A 20,752-nucleotide genomic window follows, 5' to 3' on the forward strand; every position below is an offset into this window, starting at 1 on the left:
GATAGCTGCAGGCGCATATAAAACATGCGCCTGCAGCATTTTCGGCCCTTATTTCGTCCCTGGCGCACCAAACCCGCCGCCACCGGGGGTGTGAATCTCGAACACATCGCCCGGCGCCATCTCGGCCTGGCCGATGTGGTCCAGCAGCTCCACCCGGCCATCGCTGCGCACCACCTTGTTGATGCCCACGGCCCCCGGCTGGCCACCCGCCATGCCAAACGCGCCATGGTGGCGGCCGTTGGACAAGATGCTGGCCGTCATCGGCTCCAGAAAGCGCACGCGGCGAATGCCGCCATCACCACCTTTGTACTGCCCCGCACCGCCCGAGCCCTTGCGGATCTCGTAGCCCTCCAGCCGCACCGGAAAGCGGAACTCCAGCACCTCGGGGTCCGTGAGGCGCGAGTTGGTCATGTGGCACTGTACGACGCTGGTGCCTTCAAAACCGCCCGCCAGTTGCCCGTTCGCATCCCATACCCCACCCGCGCCGCTGCCACCGGAGATGGTCTCGTAGTACTGGTAGCGCGTGCTGCCAAAGGTGAAGTTGTTCATGGTGCACTGCCCCGCCGCCATCAGGCCCAGCGCGCCGTACAGCGCGTTGGTGATGCAGGTGGAGGTCTCCACGTTGCCCGCCACCACCGAGGCCGGTGGGTTGGGGTTGAGCATGCTGCCCGGCGGGATGATGACGTTGAGCGGCTTGAGGCACCCCGCGTTCAGCGGAATGTCGTCATCCACCAGCGTGCGGAACACATACAGCACCGCCGCCATGCACACCGCCGTGGGCGCGTTGAAGTTGTTGGTCTGCTGCGGGCTGGTGCCAGTGAAGTCGATGGTGGCACTGCGGCTTTGCGCATCCACCTTCACGGCCACGCTGATCTGCGCGCCATTGTCCAGCGGCAGCGTGAAGCTGCCATCCTTCAACCGCGTGATGACGCGGCGCACGGATTCTTCGGCGTTGTCCTGCACATGGCGCATGTAGGCCTGCACGACATCCAGGCCAAATTCCGCCACCATGCGGCGCAGCTCCTGCTGACCCTTCTCATTCGCTGCAATCTGCGCACGCAGGTCCGCCATGTTCTGCTGCGGGTTGCGGCTGGGGTATTCGCCGCTTTCGAGCAGCGCAATCATCTCCGCCTCGCGCAGTACGCCACGCTCCACCAGCTTCACGTTGTTGATCTGCACGCCCTCTTCCTCGATGCGCGTGGAGAACGGCGGCATCGACCCCGGCGTGGTGCCGCCCACATCCGCGTGGTGGCCCCGGCTGCCCACATAGAACGTGGGCGTGGCTTCATCAGCGATATAGACCGGCGTGATGACCGTGATGTCCGGCAGGTGCGTGCCGCCGTGGTACGGGTCGTTGAGCACGAACACGTCGCCGGGCTGCATCTTGCCCGCGTTCTCGCGGATCACCGTCTTGATGCTCTCGCCCATGGAGCCCAGGTGCACGGGCATGTGCGGCGCATTGGCAATCAGGTTGCCCGCCGTGTCGAACAGCGCGCAGCTGAAGTCAAGGCGTTCCTTGATGTTGACGGAGTACGCCGTGTTCTGCAGCTGCAGCCCCATCTGCTCGGCAATGTTCATGAACAGGTTGTTGAACACCTCCAGCAGCACCGGGTCCACGGTGGTGCCCACAGCATGCTGCACAGCGCGCGCCACGCGGCGGTTGAGCAGCAGGTGGTCCAGCTCGGTGAGCTGCGCTTCCCAGCCGGGCTCCACGATGGTGGTGGCGTTCTTCTCGGCAATGATCGCCGGGCCGGGAATCACATCGCCGGGGCGCAGGTCCTCGCGCACCACCAATGCCGCGTCGTGCCACGCGGGCAAGCCGTCCACGCCACCGGTGTACATGCGCACGGTGCTGCGGCGCGGCACCTCGCGTGCGGGCTGCAGCGCATTGCGTGGCTCCACGGGCGCGTCGCCGGGCACCACGGCCTCGACCGATACGGCCTCCACCACCAGGCCCTTGCCTTGCATGAGAAAGGCAAAGCGCTGGCGGTATGCGGCTTCAAAGCCTGCGGTGATCTCGGCCAACGAGCCGAACGGCACGATGAGCGCCGAGTCGCTGCCCTCGTAGCGCACATGCACACGGCGGTGCACCACGGCTGTGCCCGCGCCCACCTGCTGGCGCTCCAGTTCGGTGCGTGCGGTGGTGGCCAGTTGGTCCAGCGTGGCTTTGATGCCTTCCAGCGCCTCGGGCACCAGCTTCGTTTCCACGGCCTGTTCGCGGATCACGTTCTGGTCCGCCAGGCCCATGCCGTAGGCGCTCAGCACGCCCGCCAGCGGATGCACAAACACGCGCGTCATGCCCAGGGCATCGGCCACCAGGCACGCGTGCTGGCCGCCCGCGCCGCCAAAACACTGCAGCGTGTAGCGCGTTACGTCATACCCGCGCGCCACGCTGATCTTCTTGATGGCGTTGGCCATCTGCTGCACAGCGATCTGGATAAAGCCGTGGGCCACGTCCTCGGCGCTGCGGCCCGTTTGCGTAGCGAGGTCGCCAAACTTCTGCGCCACCGCATCACCATCCAGCGCCTCGTTGGCCGCGTGGCCAAACACCTTGGGGAAGTGCGCGGGCTGGATCTTGCCCACCATGACGTTCGCATCGGTCACGGCCAGCGGGCCGCCCCGGCGGTAGCTGGCGGGGCCGGGGTTGGCGCCTGCGCTTTCGGGGCCGACGCGGAAGCGCGCGCCGTCAAAGCCGAGGATGGAGCCGCCACCGGCCGCCACGGTGTGGATGCTCATCATGGGTGCGCGCATGCGCACGCCGGCCACCTGGGTTTCGAACTCGCGCTCGAACTCGCCCGCGTAGTGGCTCACATCGGTGCTGGTGCCGCCCATGTCAAAGCCGATGACCTTGTCGTGGCCTGCCAAACCGGCGGTGCGTGCCATGCCAACGATGCCGCCTGCGGGGCCACTCAAGATCGCGTCCTTGCCCTGGAACACCTGCGCGTCCGTCAGGCCGCCGGAGGACTGCATGAAGAACAGCTTCACGCCCGGCATTTCGCTCGCCACCTGGTCCACATAGCGGCGCAGGATGGGCGACAGGTAGGCATCGACCACGGTGGTGTCGCCACGGCTCACCAGCTTCATCATGGGGCTGGTGGCGTGCGATGCGCTCACCTGCGTAAAGCCGATCTCGCGCGCAATGCGGGCCGCAGCCTCTTCATGCGCGGTGTAGCGGTAGCCGTGCATGAACACGATGGCCGCGCTGCGCAGGCCCGCGTCGTAGGCGGCCCACAGGCGTTCCTTCAAATGCGCTTCGTCCAGCGGCTCGATCACTTCGCCGTGCGCGCCCATGCGCTCCTGCGCTTCGACGACGCGCTCATAGAGCAGCTCGGGCAGCACGATGTGGCGGTCAAACAAACGGGGGCGGTTCTGGTACGCAATGCGCAGCGCGTCCTTGAAGCCCTTGGTGGTGATGAGCAGCGTGGGCTCGCCCTTGCGCTCCAGCAGCGCGTTGGTGGCCACCGTAGTGCCCATCTTCACGCACTCCACCAGGGCAGGCGTCACGGGCTCGCCGGGCTGCAGGCCCAGCAGGTGGCGAATGCCCGCCACGGCCGCGTCCTTGTACTGCTCGGGGTTCTCGGACAGCAGCTTGTGCGTGACCAGAGTGCCGTCCGGGCGCTTGCCCACCACATCGGTGAAGGTGCCGCCCCGGTCGATCCAGAACTGCCAGCGGGCCAAAGAAAAAGCTTGTTGGGACATGGTGATGCTATCTAATCAATAGCTGCCAGCGCATTCAATACCTGCGCTACAGCCGCTTTTCATTCAAAAATTCAAAAATCGGAGGCCGAGGGTCACAACGATGCCGCCGAGCGCGCCGCCTGGTCGTACATGCCCGAGAGCACACGCAGCAAACGGGCCAGCTCGCCAATGTCGCGGTTGAGCGCATCGTCGGCTTTCAGTGCGTCGATCAGGCAGCTCTCGCGGATCTCGCGGTAGCGCTGCACGTAGGCGCGGCCGGTGTCGGTGGCGGCGTAGGTCACTTCCTTGCCGTTCTTCTGCGAGGCCACCACGCCCAGGGTCTGCAGCTTTTTGAGCGAGTAATTCACCAGGTGCGTGTCTTCCACGTTCATGATGAAACAGATGTCGGCCAGGCGCTTGTCGCGTGCGCGGTGCGTGACATGGTGCAGCACCACCACGTCGAGCGGCGTCAGGTCCTTGAGGCCCGCCGCCGCCATGCAGTGCACCACCCAGCGGTGGAACGCATTGCCCGCCACGATGAGGCCAAACTCAAACTCGCTCATCTCCGCGCTCTGCGCCGACACCAAGTGCGCCGATGACACGATGGGACCGGAGTCGGCTTTGGGTGGAAGCGCGGACTTGGCCTTGGGCTTGGCGTCAGATTTCATGGCGGGTTCAGGCCTGCGGGTTCTGTCATTGGCACGGGATATGCATGGGGCATTGTAGGCAAGTCGATGGTAATTTGTTGGCAATTTGTCAGCGTTTAGGCAAAACACCTATCGCAATCGGATCGGCTTCCGATACAGTGATTTGTTACATCCAACCTTGTACATACAACCCTGCGGAGCAATATCCATGAAGCGTCGAATCTTCCCCGTGACCGCACTCGCCCTGACCCTGGCTGCGGGCCTGTCTGCCACCTCGGCATTCGCCCAGACCAAGTGGGACCTGGCCGCCGCCTACCCTGCCACCAACTTCCACACCGAGAACATGGTGCAGCTGGCCAGCGATGTGGACAAGGCCACGGGCGGCAAGCTCAAGATCACGGTGCATGCCAACGCTGCGCTGTTCAAGGCCCCTGAAATCAAGCGCGCCGTGCAAGGCGGCCAGGCGCAGATGGGTGAGATCCTGCTGGCCAACTTCCAGAACGAATGGCAGCTGTTTGGCGTGGATGGCCTGCCCTTCCTGGCCGACAGCTACGACGCCTCCAAGAAGCTCTACGCCGCCCAAAAGCCCTTCCTGGAAAAGAAGCTGGCTGAGCAGGGAATGATGCTGCTGTACGCCGTGGCCTGGCCTCCACAAGGCATCTACACCAAGAAGCCGCTGGCCTCTGCCGCTGACCTCAAGGGCATCAAGTGGCGCGCCTACAGCCCTGCCACCGCCCGCATTGCCGAGTTGGTCGGGGCCCAGCCCGTGACGGTGCAGGCTGCGGAGTTCTCGCAGGCCCTGGCCACGGGCGTGGTCGAATCGACGATGACCTCGGGCGCCACCGGTGTGGACAGCAAGCTGTACGAACACCTCAAGTTCTACTACGACACCCAGGCCTGGCTGCCCAAGAACGCCGTGCTGGTGAACAAGAAGGCGTTTGACGCGCTGGACAAGCCCAGCCAAGACGCGCTGCTGAAGGCCGGTGCCGACGCCGAAGCGCGCGGCTGGGCCAACAGTGCCAAGGTCAACACCGACACCGTCGCCAAGCTCAAAGCCAATGGCATGGACGTGGTGACCCCACCGGCCGCGCTGAAGGCCGACATGGCCAAGGTGGGTGACACCATGCTCAAGGAATGGCTGGACAAGGCCGGCCCTGAAGGCAAGGCGCTCATCGACGCCTACCGCAAGTAAGCCCAGGCGCCCACGCACATGCGTCGTCTGCTGGACTTTCTGTACGACAGCGCCGCCGCCCTGGCGGCGCTTTTCATGGTCGGCCTGCTGGGGATGGTGCTGTTGTCCATCGCCAGCCGGCAGTTCCACTTTCACGTGCCGGGCACGGACGCCTATGCGGGCTATCTGATGGCCGCATCGGGCTTCCTGGCACTCGCCCACACCTTGAAGCGCGGCGAGCACATCCGCGTCACGCTGCTGCTCAACTTTTTGAAGGGCGGCGCCAAGAAGGCGTTCGAGATCTGGGCTTTGGCCATTGCCACCCTGCTGGCCGTGCTGTTTGCGGTGTACAGCTGCAAGCTGGCCTGGCAGTCGCACGAGTTCCACGACATCTCCACCAGCAGCGACGCCACACCGCTGTGGATTCCGCAAATCGCCATGGCCGTGGGCACGGTGATTCTGGCGATCGCGTTCCTGGACGAGCTGGTGCTGGAGATGATGGGCAAGCGTGTGGATGCCTCCTCTGGCGAAGCTTTGCGCAATGAATAACCCCTGCTGCACGACCTACCATGAGTGATCTCGCCATAACCGGCCTGCTCGTACTGTCGCTGTTCCTGATTCTGGGCAGCGGCGTATGGATCGGGCTCACCCTCTCCGGCGTCGCCTGGATCGCCATGCAGCTGTTTTCTGCCCGCCCGGCGGGCGATGCGATGGCTGTGACCATCTGGGGCAGCGCCTCCAGCTGGACGCTCACGGCCCTGCCCCTGTTCATCTGGATGGGTGAAATCCTGTTCCGCACCCGCTTGTCGCAAGACATGTTCAAGGGCCTGGCCCCTTGGGTGCAGGCGCTGCCGGGCCGGCTGCTGCACACCAACGTGGTGGGCTGCACCATCTTTGCCGCTGTGTCGGGGTCCAGTGCTGCCACCTGCGCCACCATCGGCAAGATGACGCTGCCCGAGCTGACGCGCCGGGGCTACCCCGAGCACATGGTGGTGGGCACGCTGGCGGGCGCGAGCACGCTGGGTCTGTTGATCCCGCCGTCCATCATCATGATCGTGTACGGCGTGTCGGCCGAGGTGTCGATCTCGCAGCTGTTCATTGCGGGTGTGCTGCCGGGCATCTTGCTGGCGGCACTTTTCTCGGGCTACATCATGCTGTGGGCGCTCCGCCATCCCGAGCAGGTGCCTGCCGCCGACGTGAGCATGAGCTTCATGCAAAAGCTGTCGGAATCGCGCAGCCTGATCCCCGTGGTGCTGCTGATTGCAGCCGTGCTGGGCTCCATCTACACCGGCTTTGCCACCGCCACCGAGGCAGCGGCCGTGGGCGTGGTGGGCTCGCTGGTGCTGTCGGCCGTTCAGGGCTCGATGACCTGGGGCACGTTCAAGGACTCGCTGATGGGCGCCACGCGCCTGTACTGCATGATCGCGCTGATCCTCGCGGGTGCTGCCTTCCTCACGCTGGCCATGGGCTACATCGGCCTGCCGCGCCACCTGGCGGAGTGGATCGCGTCGCTGGGCTTGAACCAGGCGCAGCTCATCGTGGCGCTGGCGGTTTTCTACATCATCCTGGGCTGCTTTCTCGACGGTATCTCGATGGTGGTGCTGACCATGGGAGTGCTCATGCCCACGGTGCAGGCGGCTGGCATCGACACCATCTGGTTCGGCATCTTCATCGTGCTGGTGGTCGAGATGGCGCAGATCACGCCGCCTGTGGGCTTCAACCTGTTTGTGCTGCAGGGCATGACGGGGCGCCAGCTGCCCTGGATTGCCAAGGTGGCCATGCCCATGTTCTTCCTGATGTGTGGCGCTGTGGCGTTGATCTATGTCTTCCCCGGCATCGTGACCTGGTTGCCACAGCAGATGTCGGCGCGCTGAACACACCGGCCGCCAGCAGGCACCACCAAGCGGGGCGCCCCCACCGGGGACGCCCCGCTTGGCGTTTTGGGGGCTGGAGAGCCGCCCGTCCGACGCCTCAAAATACAGCGACAATGGCCCGATGTTGAACGTTCTTGCCATCTGCATCGGCGCCTGTGTGGGCGCATTGGCGCGCTGGCGCCTGGGCCTGTGGCTCAGCCCCGGCGGGCTGATTCCCTGGGGCACACTTGCCGCCAACTTGGTGGGCGGCTACCTCATTGGCGTGTGTGTGGCCGTGTTCCACGCCATGCCCCAGCTGGACCCCGTATGGCGGCTGGCGCTGGTCACCGGGTTTCTGGGCGCGCTCACCACCTTCTCCAGCTTCTCGGCCGAAGTCGTTGAGATGCTGATGGTGCAGCGCTACGCCCTAGCACTGGGCACCACCGCACTGCATCTGTTGGGCTCCTTGGGCCTCACAGTGCTTGGCATGCAAAGTGCTTCATATTTCATAGCATCTCGCGCTTGATATTCCGGCACTAGCACGTCATTTCGCCATCAATCCACGCCACACTGCATGGGCCCATACCCGCTGCGACCACTGCTGCCGGTGCCGCCCCTTTCTTCACTGTTCACCTACCGATACGCGAGCCCCTCATGGAAGCCAACACCCAACTCAACGAACGCCGCCTGGCCGATGCCTGGGCCGAGCTGCACAACCACGCCCACAACGGCAACCCCCTGCAGGCCGATGCCAACCGCATGGCCTTTGCCGACCCCGAATTCATGTTCCGCCGCGAAACGCGCGGCATCCGCTTTCAACTCGAAATGCTCAAGCCCGACCTGGGCCAGGCCGAACAAGGCATTGAAAGCACCGTGGTGGTGTACGGCAGCGCGCGCTTTGTGGCGCCCGACGAGGCCGCGGCCCAGCTGGCCGACGCCGAAGCCAGTGGCGATGCCGAGCGCGTGCGCCGCGCACGCCTGGCAGTGCGCAACGCAGGCTACTACGACCTGGCCCGCCAGTTCGCCAAGCTCGTGGCCGACTACAGCGAACGCCAGCGCCCTGCCGACCGCATTTACATCTGCACCGGCGGCGGCCCAGGCATCATGGAGGCCGCCAACCGGGGTGCCCATGATGCGGGTGCACTGAACGTGGGCCTGAACATCGCGCTGCCCCACGAGCAAAGCGGCAACCGCTTCATATCGCCCTCGTTGTCCTTCAAGTTCCACTACTTCGCGCTGCGCAAGATGCATTTCATGATGCGCGCCAAGGCGCTGGTGGCCTTTCCTGGCGGCTTTGGCACGCTGGACGAGCTGTTTGAAGTGCTGACCCTGGTCCAGACCAAAAAGGCCAAACCTGTACCCATCGTGCTGTTCGGCACCGACTACTGGAAGCGCCTCATCAACTTCGACGTGCTGGTGGAAGAAGGCACGATCTCCGCGCAGGACCTCAACCTGTTTCACTACACCGATGACCCTCAGGAGGCCTGGGACCTGATCCGGGCGTTTTACAAGCTCTGAAAGTTAACCCTCCACCGACGCACGCGCGTGTCGGTGGAGTGTTGAGGCCTCTTTCTGCTACCTGATGACAGGCGGTGGCGGCGGAGGTGGCGGGCGCAGAATGATCGGCAGGACCGGGATGAACACGATAGGCGGCCGCACTGTCGGCGGCGGTGGCGCCGTCGTGGCAGGCGGCGGTGCCGTTGTCACCGGCGGTGCCGTAGGCCGCGTGGGTGGCGGTGGCGTAGTCGGTGTCGGGGCGGGCGGCGCTGGAGTACCCGGCTGTGGTGTACCCGTGGGAGGTGGTGGGGGCACGGGCACGGGCGCTGGGGGCGGCGCGGTCTCTGGCGGCGGTGGAACGGGCACAGGGACCGGCGCCGGAACGATGTAGACAAAGGCGCGGCGCCCCTGCACATCCAGCTGGTCGCCCGCCAGTAAGGGTGTCTGAACCTGGGGCACCGGCAACAACGCACGGGTATGGGTATAGACAGGCAAGTCCTGGTCTGAGACCACCAGCACCGCCTCGCCCGCCGTCACCCCCACACAGCCCGCCTGGGTGCACACCTCGATCTCGTCCTGCTCACCCGACACGAACACCTGGCCGTTGGCATCGATGGCCAGCAAGAAGGCGGACCCCCGGATGCCCACCACCGCCGTCGGCGTGACCACCTTGTAGTTGGCGGGATTGCGCTTGCCGATGAGCCCCGTGAGGGCACGCATCCCGCCCCGCAGCAGGTTCACCACAAAATGGTCTTCGCCCGCTCCTGCCCCGTCGGCATATCGGGTGACGGTGAACTGCGAGTCGGGGTACAAGGCCACCAGCCCCCCGTCGGAGAAGCGTATCTGCGCCCTGCCCTCGGTGCCGGTCAGCACCACATCGCCCCCATCCAGTTCGGAGCCCTTGGACAGGCGCGACAAGGTCTCGCCCCGCCGCAGTTGCACGTCTCCCGCAGTGAACTGCACCAGCCCCGCAGCGGCCAGCCCGGTCAGCGGCCACGCCGCCACCATGCCCATCAGCAGCGCCAGCCGCGCATATTTTTGGTCTGACGTCATAGACAACTCCCAGGTGCATCGGCACAGGACCAGCGACGTAACAGCATTCAGAACTCCCGGCGCACGGTGATGGAGAACACCCGGCGCTCATAGTCGGTGATGGGCAGCGTGGACGCGTTGCGCGTGAACGCCCATTGCGGCGTGACCCGCCACCCCGGCGATGGGGTCCAGTTCAACCCCAGGGCCACCTGGGCCTGCCGGTCGGTACGGGTGACCGCAAAAAACGGGTCTTGCCCGCCGTAGCGCCGGTGCTCCCAGTCTGCACTGGCAAACACAGACCATTGAGGCGCCAGAGGCCACTGCCCGCCCGCCCGCAGGCCCCACAGCCGGTGGCCCAGTGCGTCGGCGCCGCTGGCCTGCGCGCGCTCCTGACCACCGTACACGCCACCATAGGCCGACGAACCGTTGCGGAACAAATGGGAATACGACGTGCCCACCACGCTGCGGCGCACATTGCGCAGCGGCTGGTCGGGGTAACGCACGTCGAGCACCTGCACAAAGCTGCCCCACTGGCGAAAACCGTCTATGCGGTAAATCCATTCGCCCAGCACGCCGCCCATGGTCCGCAGCCGCGTGCCGTCCAGCGCGTAGTAAGACCCTTGGCCAGACGCAATCAGTTCATGGCGCTCAGCCCGCCAGGCCAGCCCCAGGGTGCCATCCAGTGCCGTGTGGTCAAACCGGTCTGCGCCGCCCCCATAGTGCCGGGCAGCCCCGACGGCTGTGCTCACCACCGACCAGCGCGCGTTGAGCACTGCCCGCCCCCGCAGCCCCGCTTGCGCCACCACATAGTTGCCGGAGGTTGCCAGCGCCTCAGGCAGCAGCGCCCACGCCGGGGTGCCGGGCACAGGCGACTGCAGGTCGCCCACCACGGGCGCTGCGTTGGCATTGGAGTCGTGGCCGACGCCCAGCTCCAAATAGCCCTTGAGCGAAGAGCGTCCTCCGGCATCGAGCCGATCGTAGGAATACAAAAACTGATCGAGCGTGTGCCCGGCATCCACGGGAATCAGTGCGGCCTGCACGGGTGCAGGCAAAGCCATCACGCCCCGGCGGTCGCCCACGGCCTGCAGGGATTGCCCCAGCGCCACCTGGGCCTCCATGTTGCCGGGCTGTGCGGCCAGCCAACGCTCGCGTGCCATGATGGCCCGCGTGTATTGCCCGGCGGCATGCGCAGCATCGCCCATGGCGGCGTCGAACGCCGGGTCGCCCGCCCGCTGGGCCTCCTGGGCATCCAGCAAGCGGAACGCCTGAAGTGCCTGGCCTTGTTGCACCAGCGCCAGCGCTTGCTGTACCAGCTCATCAGCCCGCGCCGCGCATGACAAACCACCGCCCCAGACCAGAACCGCGCACCATGGCAGCACGCGCCGTGACCAAATTCGCAGGTACATGAACGCCCCCTCTCGAAACCCGCTGCCGGGTGGAGGCAATTTACACCTGTTTACCCTTTTTGGGGGACTCTGGAGGGTGGTTTTCGCCCATCCGCCACGCCGTGCGTGCACCCGTTCCGACGGCGCAGCCGACCACCCAGAACAGCCCTCCCACGCCAATCACCGCCCCCGCAGAGCCAAAGAGCATGGGCATGAGCACGCTGGATGCATTGATGGCCATGAGCCGCAGGCCCAGCGCCTCGCCGTGGCGCGCTGGCGGCGTGATCTGGTGCAACAGGCTCATCACCATGGGCTGCACCGAGCCCAGGGCAAACCCGAGCAGCACCGAACAAACGCCCATGGCCAGCGCGCTGTGCAGCAGCGGGTACACACCAAACAGCACGGCGGTTGCCACCATGGCGCCCGCGACCACCACCCGCTCGCGCAGCCGCTCGGCCACGATGGGCATTAGCACCCGGATGACGGCAGCAGCAATCGCAAACGCGCCCAGGATGGAGCCGATGACCGACGCCGACAAGCCCCGCTCGTGCCCGAGCAGCGGCACCACAAAGGTGTGCACATCCCAGCATGAGGACAAGACCCAGTTGACCAGCAGCAGGCGACGGAACGGTGGCTCGTTCATCAGGTCCCATGCGCGTTGGGGGGGGCCGCCTGCGGCCGCGATCACGGGCGGCAGCTCGACCGTGTCGCGCACCCAGAACCAGGTAAGCAGGGGCAGCACGGCCATCAGCGCGAAGGCGGCGCGGTAGCCCTCCATGCTGCCCGCCGCGCTGCCCGCGTTGTCGATCATGAGCCCCGCACAGAAAGGCCCGATGAAGTTGGACACCGCAGGCCCGATGGCCAGCCAGCTGAACACTTGCTTGAGCTGCGTGGCGTCGTGCGCGGCGCGCCCCACGTGGCGCTGCAGCGCAATGATCGCGGCGCCGCTGGCGCCACCGGTCATCAACGCCGCCAGGCACAACACCGGAAAAACGGGGAACACCAGCGCCAGCGCCGCCCCGGCCGATGCCACCGCCACCGCGTAGCCCACGGGGCGCTTGAGGCCGTGCCGGTCTGCATAGCGACCTGCCGGCAGGGCCAGAAAGACCTGTGTGAGGGCAAACAATGCCAACAACACCCCAACGGCCGCAGCACTGTGGCCCTCCCGCAGGGCGAGCAGCGGGGCGGCCAGACGCATGCCTGCCATGCAGGCGTGCACGCAGATCTGGCCCGCAATCAGGCGCGCCAGAGCCCAGTTCACTGCAGGTCTTCCTCGGGGTCCAAACCGGGCAATGCCGGCGTGCTGCCGCCTGCCAACGGACCGGCCGAGCCGGGCGCGGGCAATTCCTGCACATCGCGCAACTTGCGCTGGATGGCGCGGGTGCGCACGCCCACCTCGTCAAACTTCTTGGCGGCGGCGTCGATGGACTTTTTGGTGGCCTCGACCACATCGCCAAACTTGGCGAACTCGGTCTTGACCATGCCCAAGAGGCTCCAGACCTCCGACGAGCGCTTTTCAATCGCCAGCGTCTTGAAACCCATCTGCAGGCTGTTGAGCATGGCGGCCAGATTGGCCGGCCCGGTGATCATCACGCGGCAGTCGTTCTGCACGGCCTCGACCAGACCGGGGCGGCGCATGACTTCGGCGAACAGGCCTTCGGTAGGCAGGTAGAGCACGGCAAAGTCGGTGGTGTGCGGGGGCGAGACGTACTTGGCGAAGATCTTCTTGGCTTCGAGCTTGATCGAGGTTTCGAACGCGTTGCCCGCCGACAGGACGGCCGCCTTGTCGGCAGCGTCCTGCGCGTCCAGCAGGCGCTGGTACTGCTCCACGGGGTACTTGGAGTCGATGGGCAGCCACACCGGGTGCTCGTCGCTCTTGCCGGGAAGGCGGATCGCAAACTCCACCAGCTCGTCGCTGCCCGGCACAGTCTTGACGTTGCGCGCGAACTGGTCGGGGGTGAGCACGTTGTCGATAATGGCGCCCAGCTGCATTTCGCCCCAGGTGCCGCGCGTCTTCACGTTGGTCATCACGCGCTTCAAGTCGCCCACGCTGCCCGCCAGGGTCTGCATCTCACCCAGGCCCTTGTGCACCTGTTCGAGACGGTCGCTGACGAGTTTGAAGGACTCACCCAGGCGCTGCTCCAGCGTGGCGTGGAGTTTTTCGTCCACTGTGCGGCGCATTTCTTCAAGCTTGGTGGCGTTGTCGGCCTGTATGGCGGCCAGGCGTTCGTTGAGCGCGTTGCGCAGCTGCTCAGCGTTGTGCTGGCTGCCCTGCACCATGCCGGTGAGTTGCTGCGACACGGCGTCTTGCAGCACCGAGAACTGGTTCTTGATCTGAAAGCCGTTGGCTTCGAGCTGGTCCTTGAGCGCGGTGGACATGGCGCCCAGCTGCGTCTGGATGTCGCCCTTGAGCGAGTCGAGCGTGAGGCGCGTGGCGGCCTGCAGGGCCTCAAAGCGCTCCTGGATGCGCTTTTCAAACAGCGCCGTGCTTTCGGCCATGGCTTCGCGGGACTTGACGCTTTCGGCCGCCAGCGCGGCGGTGGTGGTGGTCAGCTCGGTGCGAAAGCCCACCAAGGTGGCCGACAGCTCGGTGCGCGCGGCTGCCGCGTCGGCCTGGCCCTGGGCCAGATGGGCCAGCAAGGCCTTGCTGCTCTCTTCCAGCCGGCCCGCCACGGCGCTCTGCAAGGCGTCAAACCGCTGGGCCAGGGCGGCGTCTTGCGCGGCCTGGCGCTGAGTCAGCGCGGCATCGAAAGCCGCCAGGCGCTGGTCCAGCCGCCCTTCAAACACACCGAAGGCCGCCAGCAGCTCAGCCCGGCCGTTGCGGGACTCGGCCACCGCCTGGGCCAGGCGTTCATCCACCGCGTGGCGCAGGGTCTCCAGCGTGGACTGTGTGGTCTGGGTAAAGCCGCGCAGCTGCTGCCCCATGCCGTCCAGCGCGCCGTCATTCTTGGCCACGGCAATCTGGGTGGCCTGCGTGGTTTGCTCCAGCGACTGCAGGCGTGCCAGCCACTCGGGCGGCACATCCACGCGGGGACGGCGCAGCAACAGCACCACGAGAAGAACCAGCGCCAGCGCCAGCGCTGCCAGGAGAACAAGGGTGTCAGTGGTCAAGGTTTACTATGGTTTTGATAGCTATCAGCGCATGATCGACTAGCGCATCCGGTCGAATGGACCCAAAATCCCGCATCAGCGCAGGGTGGAGGGCTGATTCACCGGCGTGAGCGGCCCCCGCCCGTCAAAGAAGGCAATCAGGTTATCCGCCGCCAGGTTGGCCATGGCACGCCGGGTGGGCACGGTGGCGCTGGCAATGTGCGGGGTGAGCACCACGTTGGGCACGGTCAGCAGATCGGGGTGCACACTGGGTTCGCCTTCAAACACATCCAGGCCTGCGGCCGCGATGCGGCGCTCGCGCAGGGCTACCGCCAGCGCAGCGTCGTCCACGATGCCGCCGCGCGCAATGTTGATGAGCGTGGCCGTGGGCTTCATCAGCGCCAGCTCGGCCGCGCCGATGGTGTGGTGCGACGCTGCCGTGTAGGGCACCACCAGCACCACATGGTCTGCGGTGCGCAGCAGTTCCTCCTTGCCCACGTAGGTGGCCTTGCATTCGGCCTCCAGCGCGGGCGACAAGCGCGAGCGGTTGTGGTAGATCACCTTCATGCCAAAGCCGTGCGCGCCGCGCTTGGCAATGCCCTGTCCGATGCGGCCCATGCCGATGATGCCCAGCGTACTGCCGTGGATGTCGCTGCCCGCGAACATGTCATAGCTCCACTTGGTCCACTTTCCGGCCCGCAGGTAATGCTCGCTCTCGGTCATGCGGCGGGCCGTGGCCATCAGCAATGCAAAGCCGAAGTCGGCCGTGGTCTCGGTGAGCACGTCGGGCGTGTTGGTGCCCTGCACGCCAGCCGCCGTCATGGCATCCACATCGAAGTTGTTGTAGCCCACGGCCATGTTGGCGCAGATCTTGAGGCGAGGCGCGGCAGCGAGCAGTGCGGCATCGATGCGCTGGCTGCCGGTGGTCAGCACGCCGTCCTTGTCGGCCAGGCGCGCGGCCAGCTCTTGCGGGGTCCAGATCACGTCGTCGGGGTTGGCTTCGACGTCGAAATGCTCACGCAGACGGTCCACGATGTCGGGAAAGATCGCGCGGGCGACCAGGATGCGGGGTTTGCTCATGGGGTTACCTGAACCAGATGAAAGTCATGACGATAAAGAGCGGAACCAGAATGCCCCCCGACCACAGCATGTAGCCGAAGAAGCTGGGCATCTTCACGCCCCGGTCTTCGGCAATGGCCTTGACCATCATGTTGGGCGCATTGCCGATGTAGCTGTTGGCGCCCATGAACACCGAGCCGGCCGAGATGGCAGCCAGCGTGGGAGCCAGGGTGGTCATCAGCACGGCCGGGTCACCCCCGGCGGTGTTGAAGAAGACCAGGTAGGTCGGCGCGTTGTCGAGGAAGGAGCTGAGCAGCCCGGACGCCCAGAAGTACATGGCCGGGTCGGGGGTGCCGTCCGGCCGCGTGACAGCGGACACCACGGCGCCAAACGGGCCATTGACGCCTGCCTTGAGCATGGCAATGACCGGAATGATGGTGAGGAAGATACCCGCAAACAGCTTGGCCACCTCCTGCATTGGGCCCCAGCTGAACTGGTTGTCTTCATGCACCTGTTTGGGCGTGATACGCAGGGACACCAGCGCCACGATGATCAGGCCCACGTCCCGCACGATGCCGGGCAGGCCCACTTCGGCCCCGGCGATGGTGAACGCGACCTGCGACTTCCACAGGCCGCTGAGCAGCACCAGCGCCACCACCACGCCCAGCAGCGCAAAGTTGGCCTTGCCGTCAAAGCCGATGGCTTTGGTGTCGGGGGTGGGGTCGGCCTTGAGCACCTCTTCGCGCCGGTGGTAGTACCAAGAGTCCATCACGAAAAAGATGGCGAGCAGGGAGCCGACCAGGAACAGGGTCTCGGGGAAGATGTGGCTCACCGTCCAGAAGAAGTCCACGCCCTTCAGGAAGCCCAGGAACAGCGGCGGGTCGCCCAGCGGCGTGAGCGAGCCCCCGGCGTTGGAGACGATGAAGATAAAAAACACCACCACATGCGCCGTGTGCTTGCGGTTGTCATTGGCGCGGATCAACGGGCGGATGAGCAGCATCGACGCCCCCGTGGTGCCCATGACGCTAGCCAGCACCGCGCCAATAGCGAGGATGGCGGTATTGAGCGCCGGGCTGCCATGCAGGTTGCCCCGGATGTAGATGCCCCCCGCCACGGTGAACAGCGCGGTGAGCAAGATGACGAACGGAATGTATTCGGCCACCAGCGCGTGGACAAAACTTGCGCCCGCCGCGCCCGGGCCAAACACCAGCGCAAACGGCACCAGAAAAGCCAGCGCCCAGCCGGCTGCCACCTTGCCGAAGTGGTGGTGCCAGAAGATAGGAGCCAACAGCGGCATCAAGGCAATCGACAGCAGAATGCCGGCAAAGGGCACGCCCCACAGCATCGACAGCGCGCTGCCATCAATATCGGCCGCCAATGCCAAACCCGGCAACGCCGCCAGTAGGCCGGCCACTGCCAGCCCGCGCGAGAATTTCATGGTTCTTGTCTCCGTCTCATTGCTAAAAATCAGGGGGTGCAAGGTGTCGGCGCCCGCGCGACACCTGCGCTGCAAGGTCACACCGGCGAGGGAATCTCAAACACCTGGCGCAAGTAGGCCAGGTACTTCTCGTCATCACACATGCCCTTGCCCGGCGTGTCCGACAGCTTGGCCACGGGCTGGTCGTTGCAGCGCGTCATTTTGATGACCACCTGCAAGGGCTCGTGGGCTGGTGGGCTGCCGAGGTCGTTGGTCAGGTTGGTGCCAATGCCAAACGCCAGCTGGCAGCGGCCCCGGAACTGCTGGTACAGCTCGATGGTGCGCGGGATGGTGAGCGCATCGCTGAAGATCAGCGTCTTGGTCAGCGGGTCCACGCGGTTCTTGCGGTAGTGGTCCAGCAGGCGCTCCCCCCAGGCAAACGGGTCGCCGCTGTCATGGCGGGCTCCGTCGAACAGCTTGCAGAAGTACAGGTCAAAGTCGCGCAGGAAGGCGCTCATGCCGTACACGTCCGACAGCGCAATGCCCAGGTCGCCGCGGTATTCCTTGGCCCACATCTCGAAGCCGAACACCTGGCTGTCGCGCAGGCGCGGGCCCAGCGCCTGGCAGGCCTGCAGATACTCGTGCGCCATGGTGCCCAAAGGGGTCACTCCCAGCTTCATCGCGTACAGCACGTTGCTGGTGCCCGCAAACTGCCCGGGGCCTGCGGGCGCACCCGGGCGGCGGTCGCCGGTGCCCAGGCGGGCCACCAGCACGCGCAGCACTTCTTCGTGCCAGGCGCGGCTGAAGCGGCGGCGCGTGCCGTAGTCGGCGATCTTGAGGTCCGACAGGCCTTCGCCCTGCAGCAGCGCGATCTTGGCATCGAGCCGGCGGCGGCCTTCCGGAAAGTCGGGCACTTTCTGGGTGTTACGAAAGTACACCTCGTTGATGATGGCCAGCACCGGGATCTCGAACAGGATGGTGTGCAGCCAGGGCCCGCGGATGGTGATGTCGATCTCGCCGTTGTGCTGGGGCACGACGGTGATGTATTTCTCGTTGAGCCTGAACAGCCCCAGGAAGTCCACGAAGTCGCTCTTGATGAACCGCAGCGACCGCAGGTAGGCCAGTTCGGCATCCTGAAAATGCAGGCTGCACAGCGAACGGATCTCGTCGCGGATCTCGTTGGCAAACGGCGCCAGCTGCACGCCGGGGTTGCGGCACTTGAACTTGTATTCGACCTGCGCGCCCGGAAACTGGTGCAGCACCACCTGCATCATGGTGAACTTGTACAGGTCGGTGTCGAGCAGGCTGGTGATGATCATGGACAGGGCAAGCCTCAGAAACCGCGCACGCTGGGCACGCGATGCTCCGGCCGCAGACCGGACAACAAAGCCGCAAAGTGTAGGCCATCACGGCGCCCGGTGCGCGGCACGGCGGGCGGCGTCAGCCAGTGTTCAGCCGCCGTCGGCCATTCAGGCTGTTCTGGGCCCAGGCGCACATCGCAACTGCGCCTGACGCTATCAAATCAGTAGCTACGGTTTGCAGCCACTGATCAGCCGCCCATCAACAACCCGTCAACCGGGCATGACCAGCGCCTGCAGCACGTTGCGCAATGCGTCTGGCACGGCCACCGGGCGGCGGGTTTCACGGTCCACGTACACATGGATGAAGTGCCCCGCCGCCGCCGTCAGCGGCTCGCCCTGCGCAAACAGGCCCACCTCGTAACGCACGCTGGAGCCGCCCAGCCGCGCCACGCGAATGCCCGCCTCCACCGTCTGCGGGAACGCCAGCGGCGCGAAGTAATTGCATTGGGTCTCGATGACCAGGCCGATGGTCTGGCCCGCATGGATGTCCAGCACGCCCTGGTCGATCAGATGGGCGTTCACCGCCGTGTCGAACCAGCTGTAGTACACGACGTTGTTCACATGCCCATAAACGTCGTTGTCGGCCCAGCGTGTGGTGATGGGGCGAAACACGCGGTAGGCGCTGCGCGGCTGCGGAGCCGGGCGGACCGGCGCGGAAGAAGCGACAGGAGAGGGGCTGGCGGCAGAGGTCATGGCCGCACATTCTGCCAGCGCTGGTGGTACTGCCAGGCCACGCGCCAGGTGGTGAGTTGCGCCTGCAGCGTGTCCTCCAGATCGTTGCCATAGCCACCTGCCATGACGAACACCGTGGGAATACGCCGCTGCCAGGCCCAGTCAAACACGCGCCGGTCGCGTGCCTCCAGCCCATCGTGGGTAACAGCGAGACGCCCCAGCCGGTCGCCCACATGGGGGTCCGCCCCCGCCAGATAAAACACCAGATCCGGCTTGCAGCTGTGGTCCAGCGTCTCCAAAGCCTGGTCCAGCGCGTGCAGGTACTCATCATCAGCACACCCGTCGGTCAGCTCCACATCCAGGTCGCTCGGCTCTTTGCGAAACGGAAAGTTGCGTGCGCCATGCAGCGACAGGGTGAACACGCTGTCGTCCCCCTGAAAGATATGGGCGGTGCCGTTGCCTTGATGCACATCCAGGTCGATCACCGCCACCTGCAGCGGCCAGCCCGAGCCATCGTTCAGGTGGTCGGCCTGTGCCTGGCGGGCAGCCACCGCCACATCGTTGAACACACAAAAGCCACTGCCTTTGTCGGCATACGAGTGGTGCGTGCCGCCAGCCAGGTTGCCCGCCACACCCTCGCGCCAAGCAGCGCGGGTGGCGGCCAGGGTGGCACCCACCGAGCGGCGCGCGCGTTCGGCCATGGCCGGGCTCCAGGGAAAGCCGATCTCCCGCTGGGCGGCGGGCGCGAGCGTGCCGTGGGCCACAGCATCGATGTACTGCGGGCTGTGCACGCGCGCCAGCGACTCATCGGAGGCGGGCAGTGCCTCTTTCAGCACGGCGCCCGGCAAGTGCTCTGTAATGCGGTCGCGCAACATGCGGTACTTGGCCATGGGAAAGCGGTGGCCTTCGGGCAAGGGCAACACGAAGTGGTCGGCGTAGTAAGCGTGCATGACACGATTGTGGCAAGCCGGGGATTTCTGGGTGATCGTGTCTAATTTGCTGCACTGCAACAAAAACCCCTTGCAATAGCGCCACAAGTCCCTAAAATTCAACCCATGCTGCACTGCAACATGACTATCAGGTCAAGGTCAGCGCAGATGTCTGTGAACCACCCCGGCCCCATGGGCCCTCATTTTTAGGAGATATGACATGTCGCTGACCGCAGAACAAATCCTGGCATCCCACAAGGCCAACATCGAAACCCTGTTTGGCCTGACCTCCAAGGCTTTCGAAGGCGTGGAAAAGCTGGTCGAACTGAACGTGACCGCTTCGCGCGCTGCGCTGTCCGAAGCCGCCAACCACACGCAAGCCGTGCTGGCCGTGAAGGACGCCCAAGAACTGCTGGCCCTGCAAGCCGGCCTGTTCCAACCCCTGGCTGAAAAGACTGCCGCTTACAGCCGCCACCTGTATGACATCGCTTCGGGCACCGGTGCCGAGTTCGGCAAGGCTTTCGAAGCCCAGGCCACCGACGCACAGAAGGCTTTCACCAACCTGGTGGACAGCGCCGCCAAGAACGCCCCCGCCGGTTCCGAAACCGCCGTGGCCGTGATGAAGAGTGCCGTGTCTGCCGCCAACAACGCTTTCGAATCGGTGCAAAAGGCTGTGAAGCAAGCGTCTGATGTGGCTGAAGCCAACTTCAACGCCGTGGCCAACACCGCTGCCAACGCTGCCAAGACGGCCGCTCCCCGCAAGCGTTAATCGCCTTACCTGCGGTCTGGAGTGCAACCTCTAGGCCGCGTTCAGGGAATACCCTGATAATTCAACCCATGCGCTGCCGACCTTGTCGACAGCGCCCCAGTTGTCTCCTTGGATCCTCTCGAAACCCCCGTTTCAAGGATCCTTTTAAAGCCCGGTTTTACGACCGGGCTTTTTTTTGGCCTGCCCGCTGCA

General features: G+C 65.3%; 17 protein-coding genes. 6 read left to right on the forward strand and 11 right to left on the reverse strand.

Annotation, left to right across the window (positions count from 1 at the left end):
* Window positions 1-48 precede the first annotated feature (48 nt).
* Both ACT531_RS06460 and ACT531_RS06465 read right to left on the reverse strand, forming a co-directional pair.
* Complete coding sequence (locus ACT531_RS06460) at window positions 49-3,699, reverse strand: hydantoinase B/oxoprolinase family protein (RefSeq protein WP_476016881.1); 3,651 nt, start codon at window positions 3,697-3,699, stop codon at window positions 49-51.
* A 92-nt stretch (window positions 3,700-3,791) separates the two neighbouring features.
* Window positions 3,792-4,346, reverse strand: a complete 555-nt coding sequence (locus tag ACT531_RS06465) for a winged helix DNA-binding protein (RefSeq protein ID WP_110961965.1) — start codon at window positions 4,344-4,346, stop codon at window positions 3,792-3,794.
* A 187-nt stretch (window positions 4,347-4,533) separates the two neighbouring features.
* Here ACT531_RS06465 and ACT531_RS06470 point away from each other — a divergent pair, with 187 nt between their 5' ends.
* From ACT531_RS06470 to ACT531_RS06490, 5 genes are all read left to right on the forward strand, one after another.
* The gene (locus ACT531_RS06470; protein ID WP_060986440.1) at window positions 4,534-5,517 is read left to right on the forward strand and encodes a TRAP transporter substrate-binding protein; all 984 of its coding nucleotides are present in this window, start codon (window positions 4,534-4,536) and stop codon (window positions 5,515-5,517) included.
* Between the two features lie 18 nt (window positions 5,518-5,535).
* A complete protein-coding gene (locus ACT531_RS06475; RefSeq protein ID WP_015014448.1) occupies window positions 5,536-6,045 on the forward strand; it encodes a TRAP transporter small permease in 510 nt (169 codons plus the stop codon).
* Between the two features lie 20 nt (window positions 6,046-6,065).
* Window positions 6,066-7,370 carry a TRAP transporter large permease gene (locus tag ACT531_RS06480; protein ID WP_116750060.1) on the forward strand — a complete coding sequence of 435 codons (1,305 nt, stop codon included), beginning with the start codon at window positions 6,066-6,068 and terminating at the stop codon, window positions 7,368-7,370.
* Window positions 7,371-7,491: 121 nt separating this feature from the next.
* On the forward strand, window positions 7,492-7,875 hold the full coding sequence (crcB, locus tag ACT531_RS06485) for a fluoride efflux transporter CrcB (protein WP_043565422.1): 384 nt from the start codon (window positions 7,492-7,494) through the stop codon (window positions 7,873-7,875).
* Between the two features lie 128 nt (window positions 7,876-8,003).
* Window positions 8,004-8,867 carry an LOG family protein gene (locus ACT531_RS06490; RefSeq protein ID WP_209820184.1) on the forward strand — a complete coding sequence of 288 codons (864 nt, stop codon included), beginning with the start codon at window positions 8,004-8,006 and terminating at the stop codon, window positions 8,865-8,867.
* Between the two features lie 57 nt (window positions 8,868-8,924).
* On the opposite strand, the gene ACT531_RS06495 is transcribed toward ACT531_RS06490, so the two are convergent.
* The 9 genes from ACT531_RS06495 to ACT531_RS06535 form a co-directional block, all read right to left on the reverse strand.
* The gene (locus tag ACT531_RS06495) at window positions 8,925-9,899 is read right to left on the reverse strand and encodes a FecR family protein (RefSeq protein ID WP_209820185.1); all 975 of its coding nucleotides are present in this window, start codon (window positions 9,897-9,899) and stop codon (window positions 8,925-8,927) included.
* 47 nt (window positions 9,900-9,946) lie between these two features.
* Window positions 9,947-11,284, reverse strand: a complete 1,338-nt coding sequence (locus tag ACT531_RS06500) for a porin family protein (protein ID WP_209820186.1) — start codon at window positions 11,282-11,284, stop codon at window positions 9,947-9,949.
* A gap of 40 nt (window positions 11,285-11,324) precedes the next feature.
* Complete coding sequence (locus ACT531_RS06505) at window positions 11,325-12,524, reverse strand: MFS transporter (protein WP_209820187.1); 1,200 nt, start codon at window positions 12,522-12,524, stop codon at window positions 11,325-11,327.
* Entirely contained in the window at window positions 12,521-14,374 is a 1,854-nt protein-coding gene (locus ACT531_RS06510; protein ID WP_476016882.1) for a DNA recombination protein RmuC, read from the reverse strand. The genes ACT531_RS06505 and ACT531_RS06510 overlap by 4 nt, the downstream gene beginning before the upstream one ends.
* Window positions 14,375-14,449: 75 nt before the next feature.
* Window positions 14,450-15,433 (reverse strand): 2-hydroxyacid dehydrogenase, encoded by a 984-nt coding sequence (locus tag ACT531_RS06515; RefSeq protein WP_476016883.1) that lies wholly within the window; start codon window positions 15,431-15,433, stop codon window positions 14,450-14,452.
* A 4-nt stretch (window positions 15,434-15,437) separates the two neighbouring features.
* A complete protein-coding gene (locus ACT531_RS06520; protein ID WP_110961296.1) occupies window positions 15,438-16,850 on the reverse strand; it encodes a sodium:proton antiporter in 1,413 nt (470 codons plus the stop codon).
* 77 nt (window positions 16,851-16,927) lie between these two features.
* A complete protein-coding gene (gene pncB / locus ACT531_RS06525; RefSeq protein ID WP_209820190.1) occupies window positions 16,928-18,148 on the reverse strand; it encodes a nicotinate phosphoribosyltransferase in 1,221 nt (406 codons plus the stop codon).
* 252 nt (window positions 18,149-18,400) lie between these two features.
* Window positions 18,401-18,883 carry an acyl-CoA thioesterase gene (locus ACT531_RS06530; protein ID WP_015014457.1) on the reverse strand — a complete coding sequence of 161 codons (483 nt, stop codon included), beginning with the start codon at window positions 18,881-18,883 and terminating at the stop codon, window positions 18,401-18,403.
* A complete protein-coding gene (locus ACT531_RS06535; protein WP_476016884.1) occupies window positions 18,880-19,812 on the reverse strand; it encodes a histone deacetylase family protein in 933 nt (310 codons plus the stop codon). Before ACT531_RS06535 ends, ACT531_RS06530 begins: the two co-directional genes overlap by 4 nt.
* Window positions 19,813-20,011: 199 nt before the next feature.
* Between ACT531_RS06535 and ACT531_RS06540 the strand changes: the two genes are divergently transcribed.
* Window positions 20,012-20,560, forward strand: a complete 549-nt coding sequence (locus ACT531_RS06540) for a phasin family protein (protein WP_015014459.1) — start codon at window positions 20,012-20,014, stop codon at window positions 20,558-20,560.
* Window positions 20,561-20,752 lie beyond the last annotated feature (192 nt).

Source organism: Acidovorax sp. DMC1, assembly GCF_056314325.1.

Bases quoted from the DNA above. Each gene is read 5' to 3' on its own strand.
- ACT531_RS06460 (WP_476016881.1), bottom strand. From the start codon at position 3,699: ATGTCCCAACAAGCTTTTTCTTTGGCCCGCTGGCAGTTCTGGATCGAC.
- ACT531_RS06465 (WP_110961965.1), bottom strand. From the start codon at position 4,346: ATGAAATCTGACGCCAAGCCCAAGGCCAAGTCCGCGCTTCCACCCAAA.
- ACT531_RS06470 (WP_060986440.1), top strand. From the start codon at position 4,534: ATGAAGCGTCGAATCTTCCCCGTGACCGCACTCGCCCTGACCCTGGCT.
- ACT531_RS06475 (WP_015014448.1), top strand. From the start codon at position 5,536: ATGCGTCGTCTGCTGGACTTTCTGTACGACAGCGCCGCCGCCCTGGCG.
- ACT531_RS06480 (WP_116750060.1), top strand. From the start codon at position 6,066: ATGAGTGATCTCGCCATAACCGGCCTGCTCGTACTGTCGCTGTTCCTG.
- crcB (WP_043565422.1), top strand. From the start codon at position 7,492: ATGTTGAACGTTCTTGCCATCTGCATCGGCGCCTGTGTGGGCGCATTG.
- ACT531_RS06490 (WP_209820184.1), top strand. From the start codon at position 8,004: ATGGAAGCCAACACCCAACTCAACGAACGCCGCCTGGCCGATGCCTGG.
- ACT531_RS06495 (WP_209820185.1), bottom strand. From the start codon at position 9,899: ATGACGTCAGACCAAAAATATGCGCGGCTGGCGCTGCTGATGGGCATG.
- ACT531_RS06500 (WP_209820186.1), bottom strand. From the start codon at position 11,284: ATGTACCTGCGAATTTGGTCACGGCGCGTGCTGCCATGGTGCGCGGTT.
- ACT531_RS06515 (WP_476016883.1), bottom strand. From the start codon at position 15,433: ATGAGCAAACCCCGCATCCTGGTCGCCCGCGCGATCTTTCCCGACATC.
- ACT531_RS06520 (WP_110961296.1), bottom strand. From the start codon at position 16,850: ATGAAATTCTCGCGCGGGCTGGCAGTGGCCGGCCTACTGGCGGCGTTG.
- pncB (WP_209820190.1), bottom strand. From the start codon at position 18,148: ATGATCATCACCAGCCTGCTCGACACCGACCTGTACAAGTTCACCATG.
- ACT531_RS06530 (WP_015014457.1), bottom strand. From the start codon at position 18,883: ATGACCTCTGCCGCCAGCCCCTCTCCTGTCGCTTCTTCCGCGCCGGTC.
- ACT531_RS06535 (WP_476016884.1), bottom strand. From the start codon at position 19,812: ATGCACGCTTACTACGCCGACCACTTCGTGTTGCCCTTGCCCGAAGGC.
- ACT531_RS06540 (WP_015014459.1), top strand. From the start codon at position 20,012: ATGTCGCTGACCGCAGAACAAATCCTGGCATCCCACAAGGCCAACATC.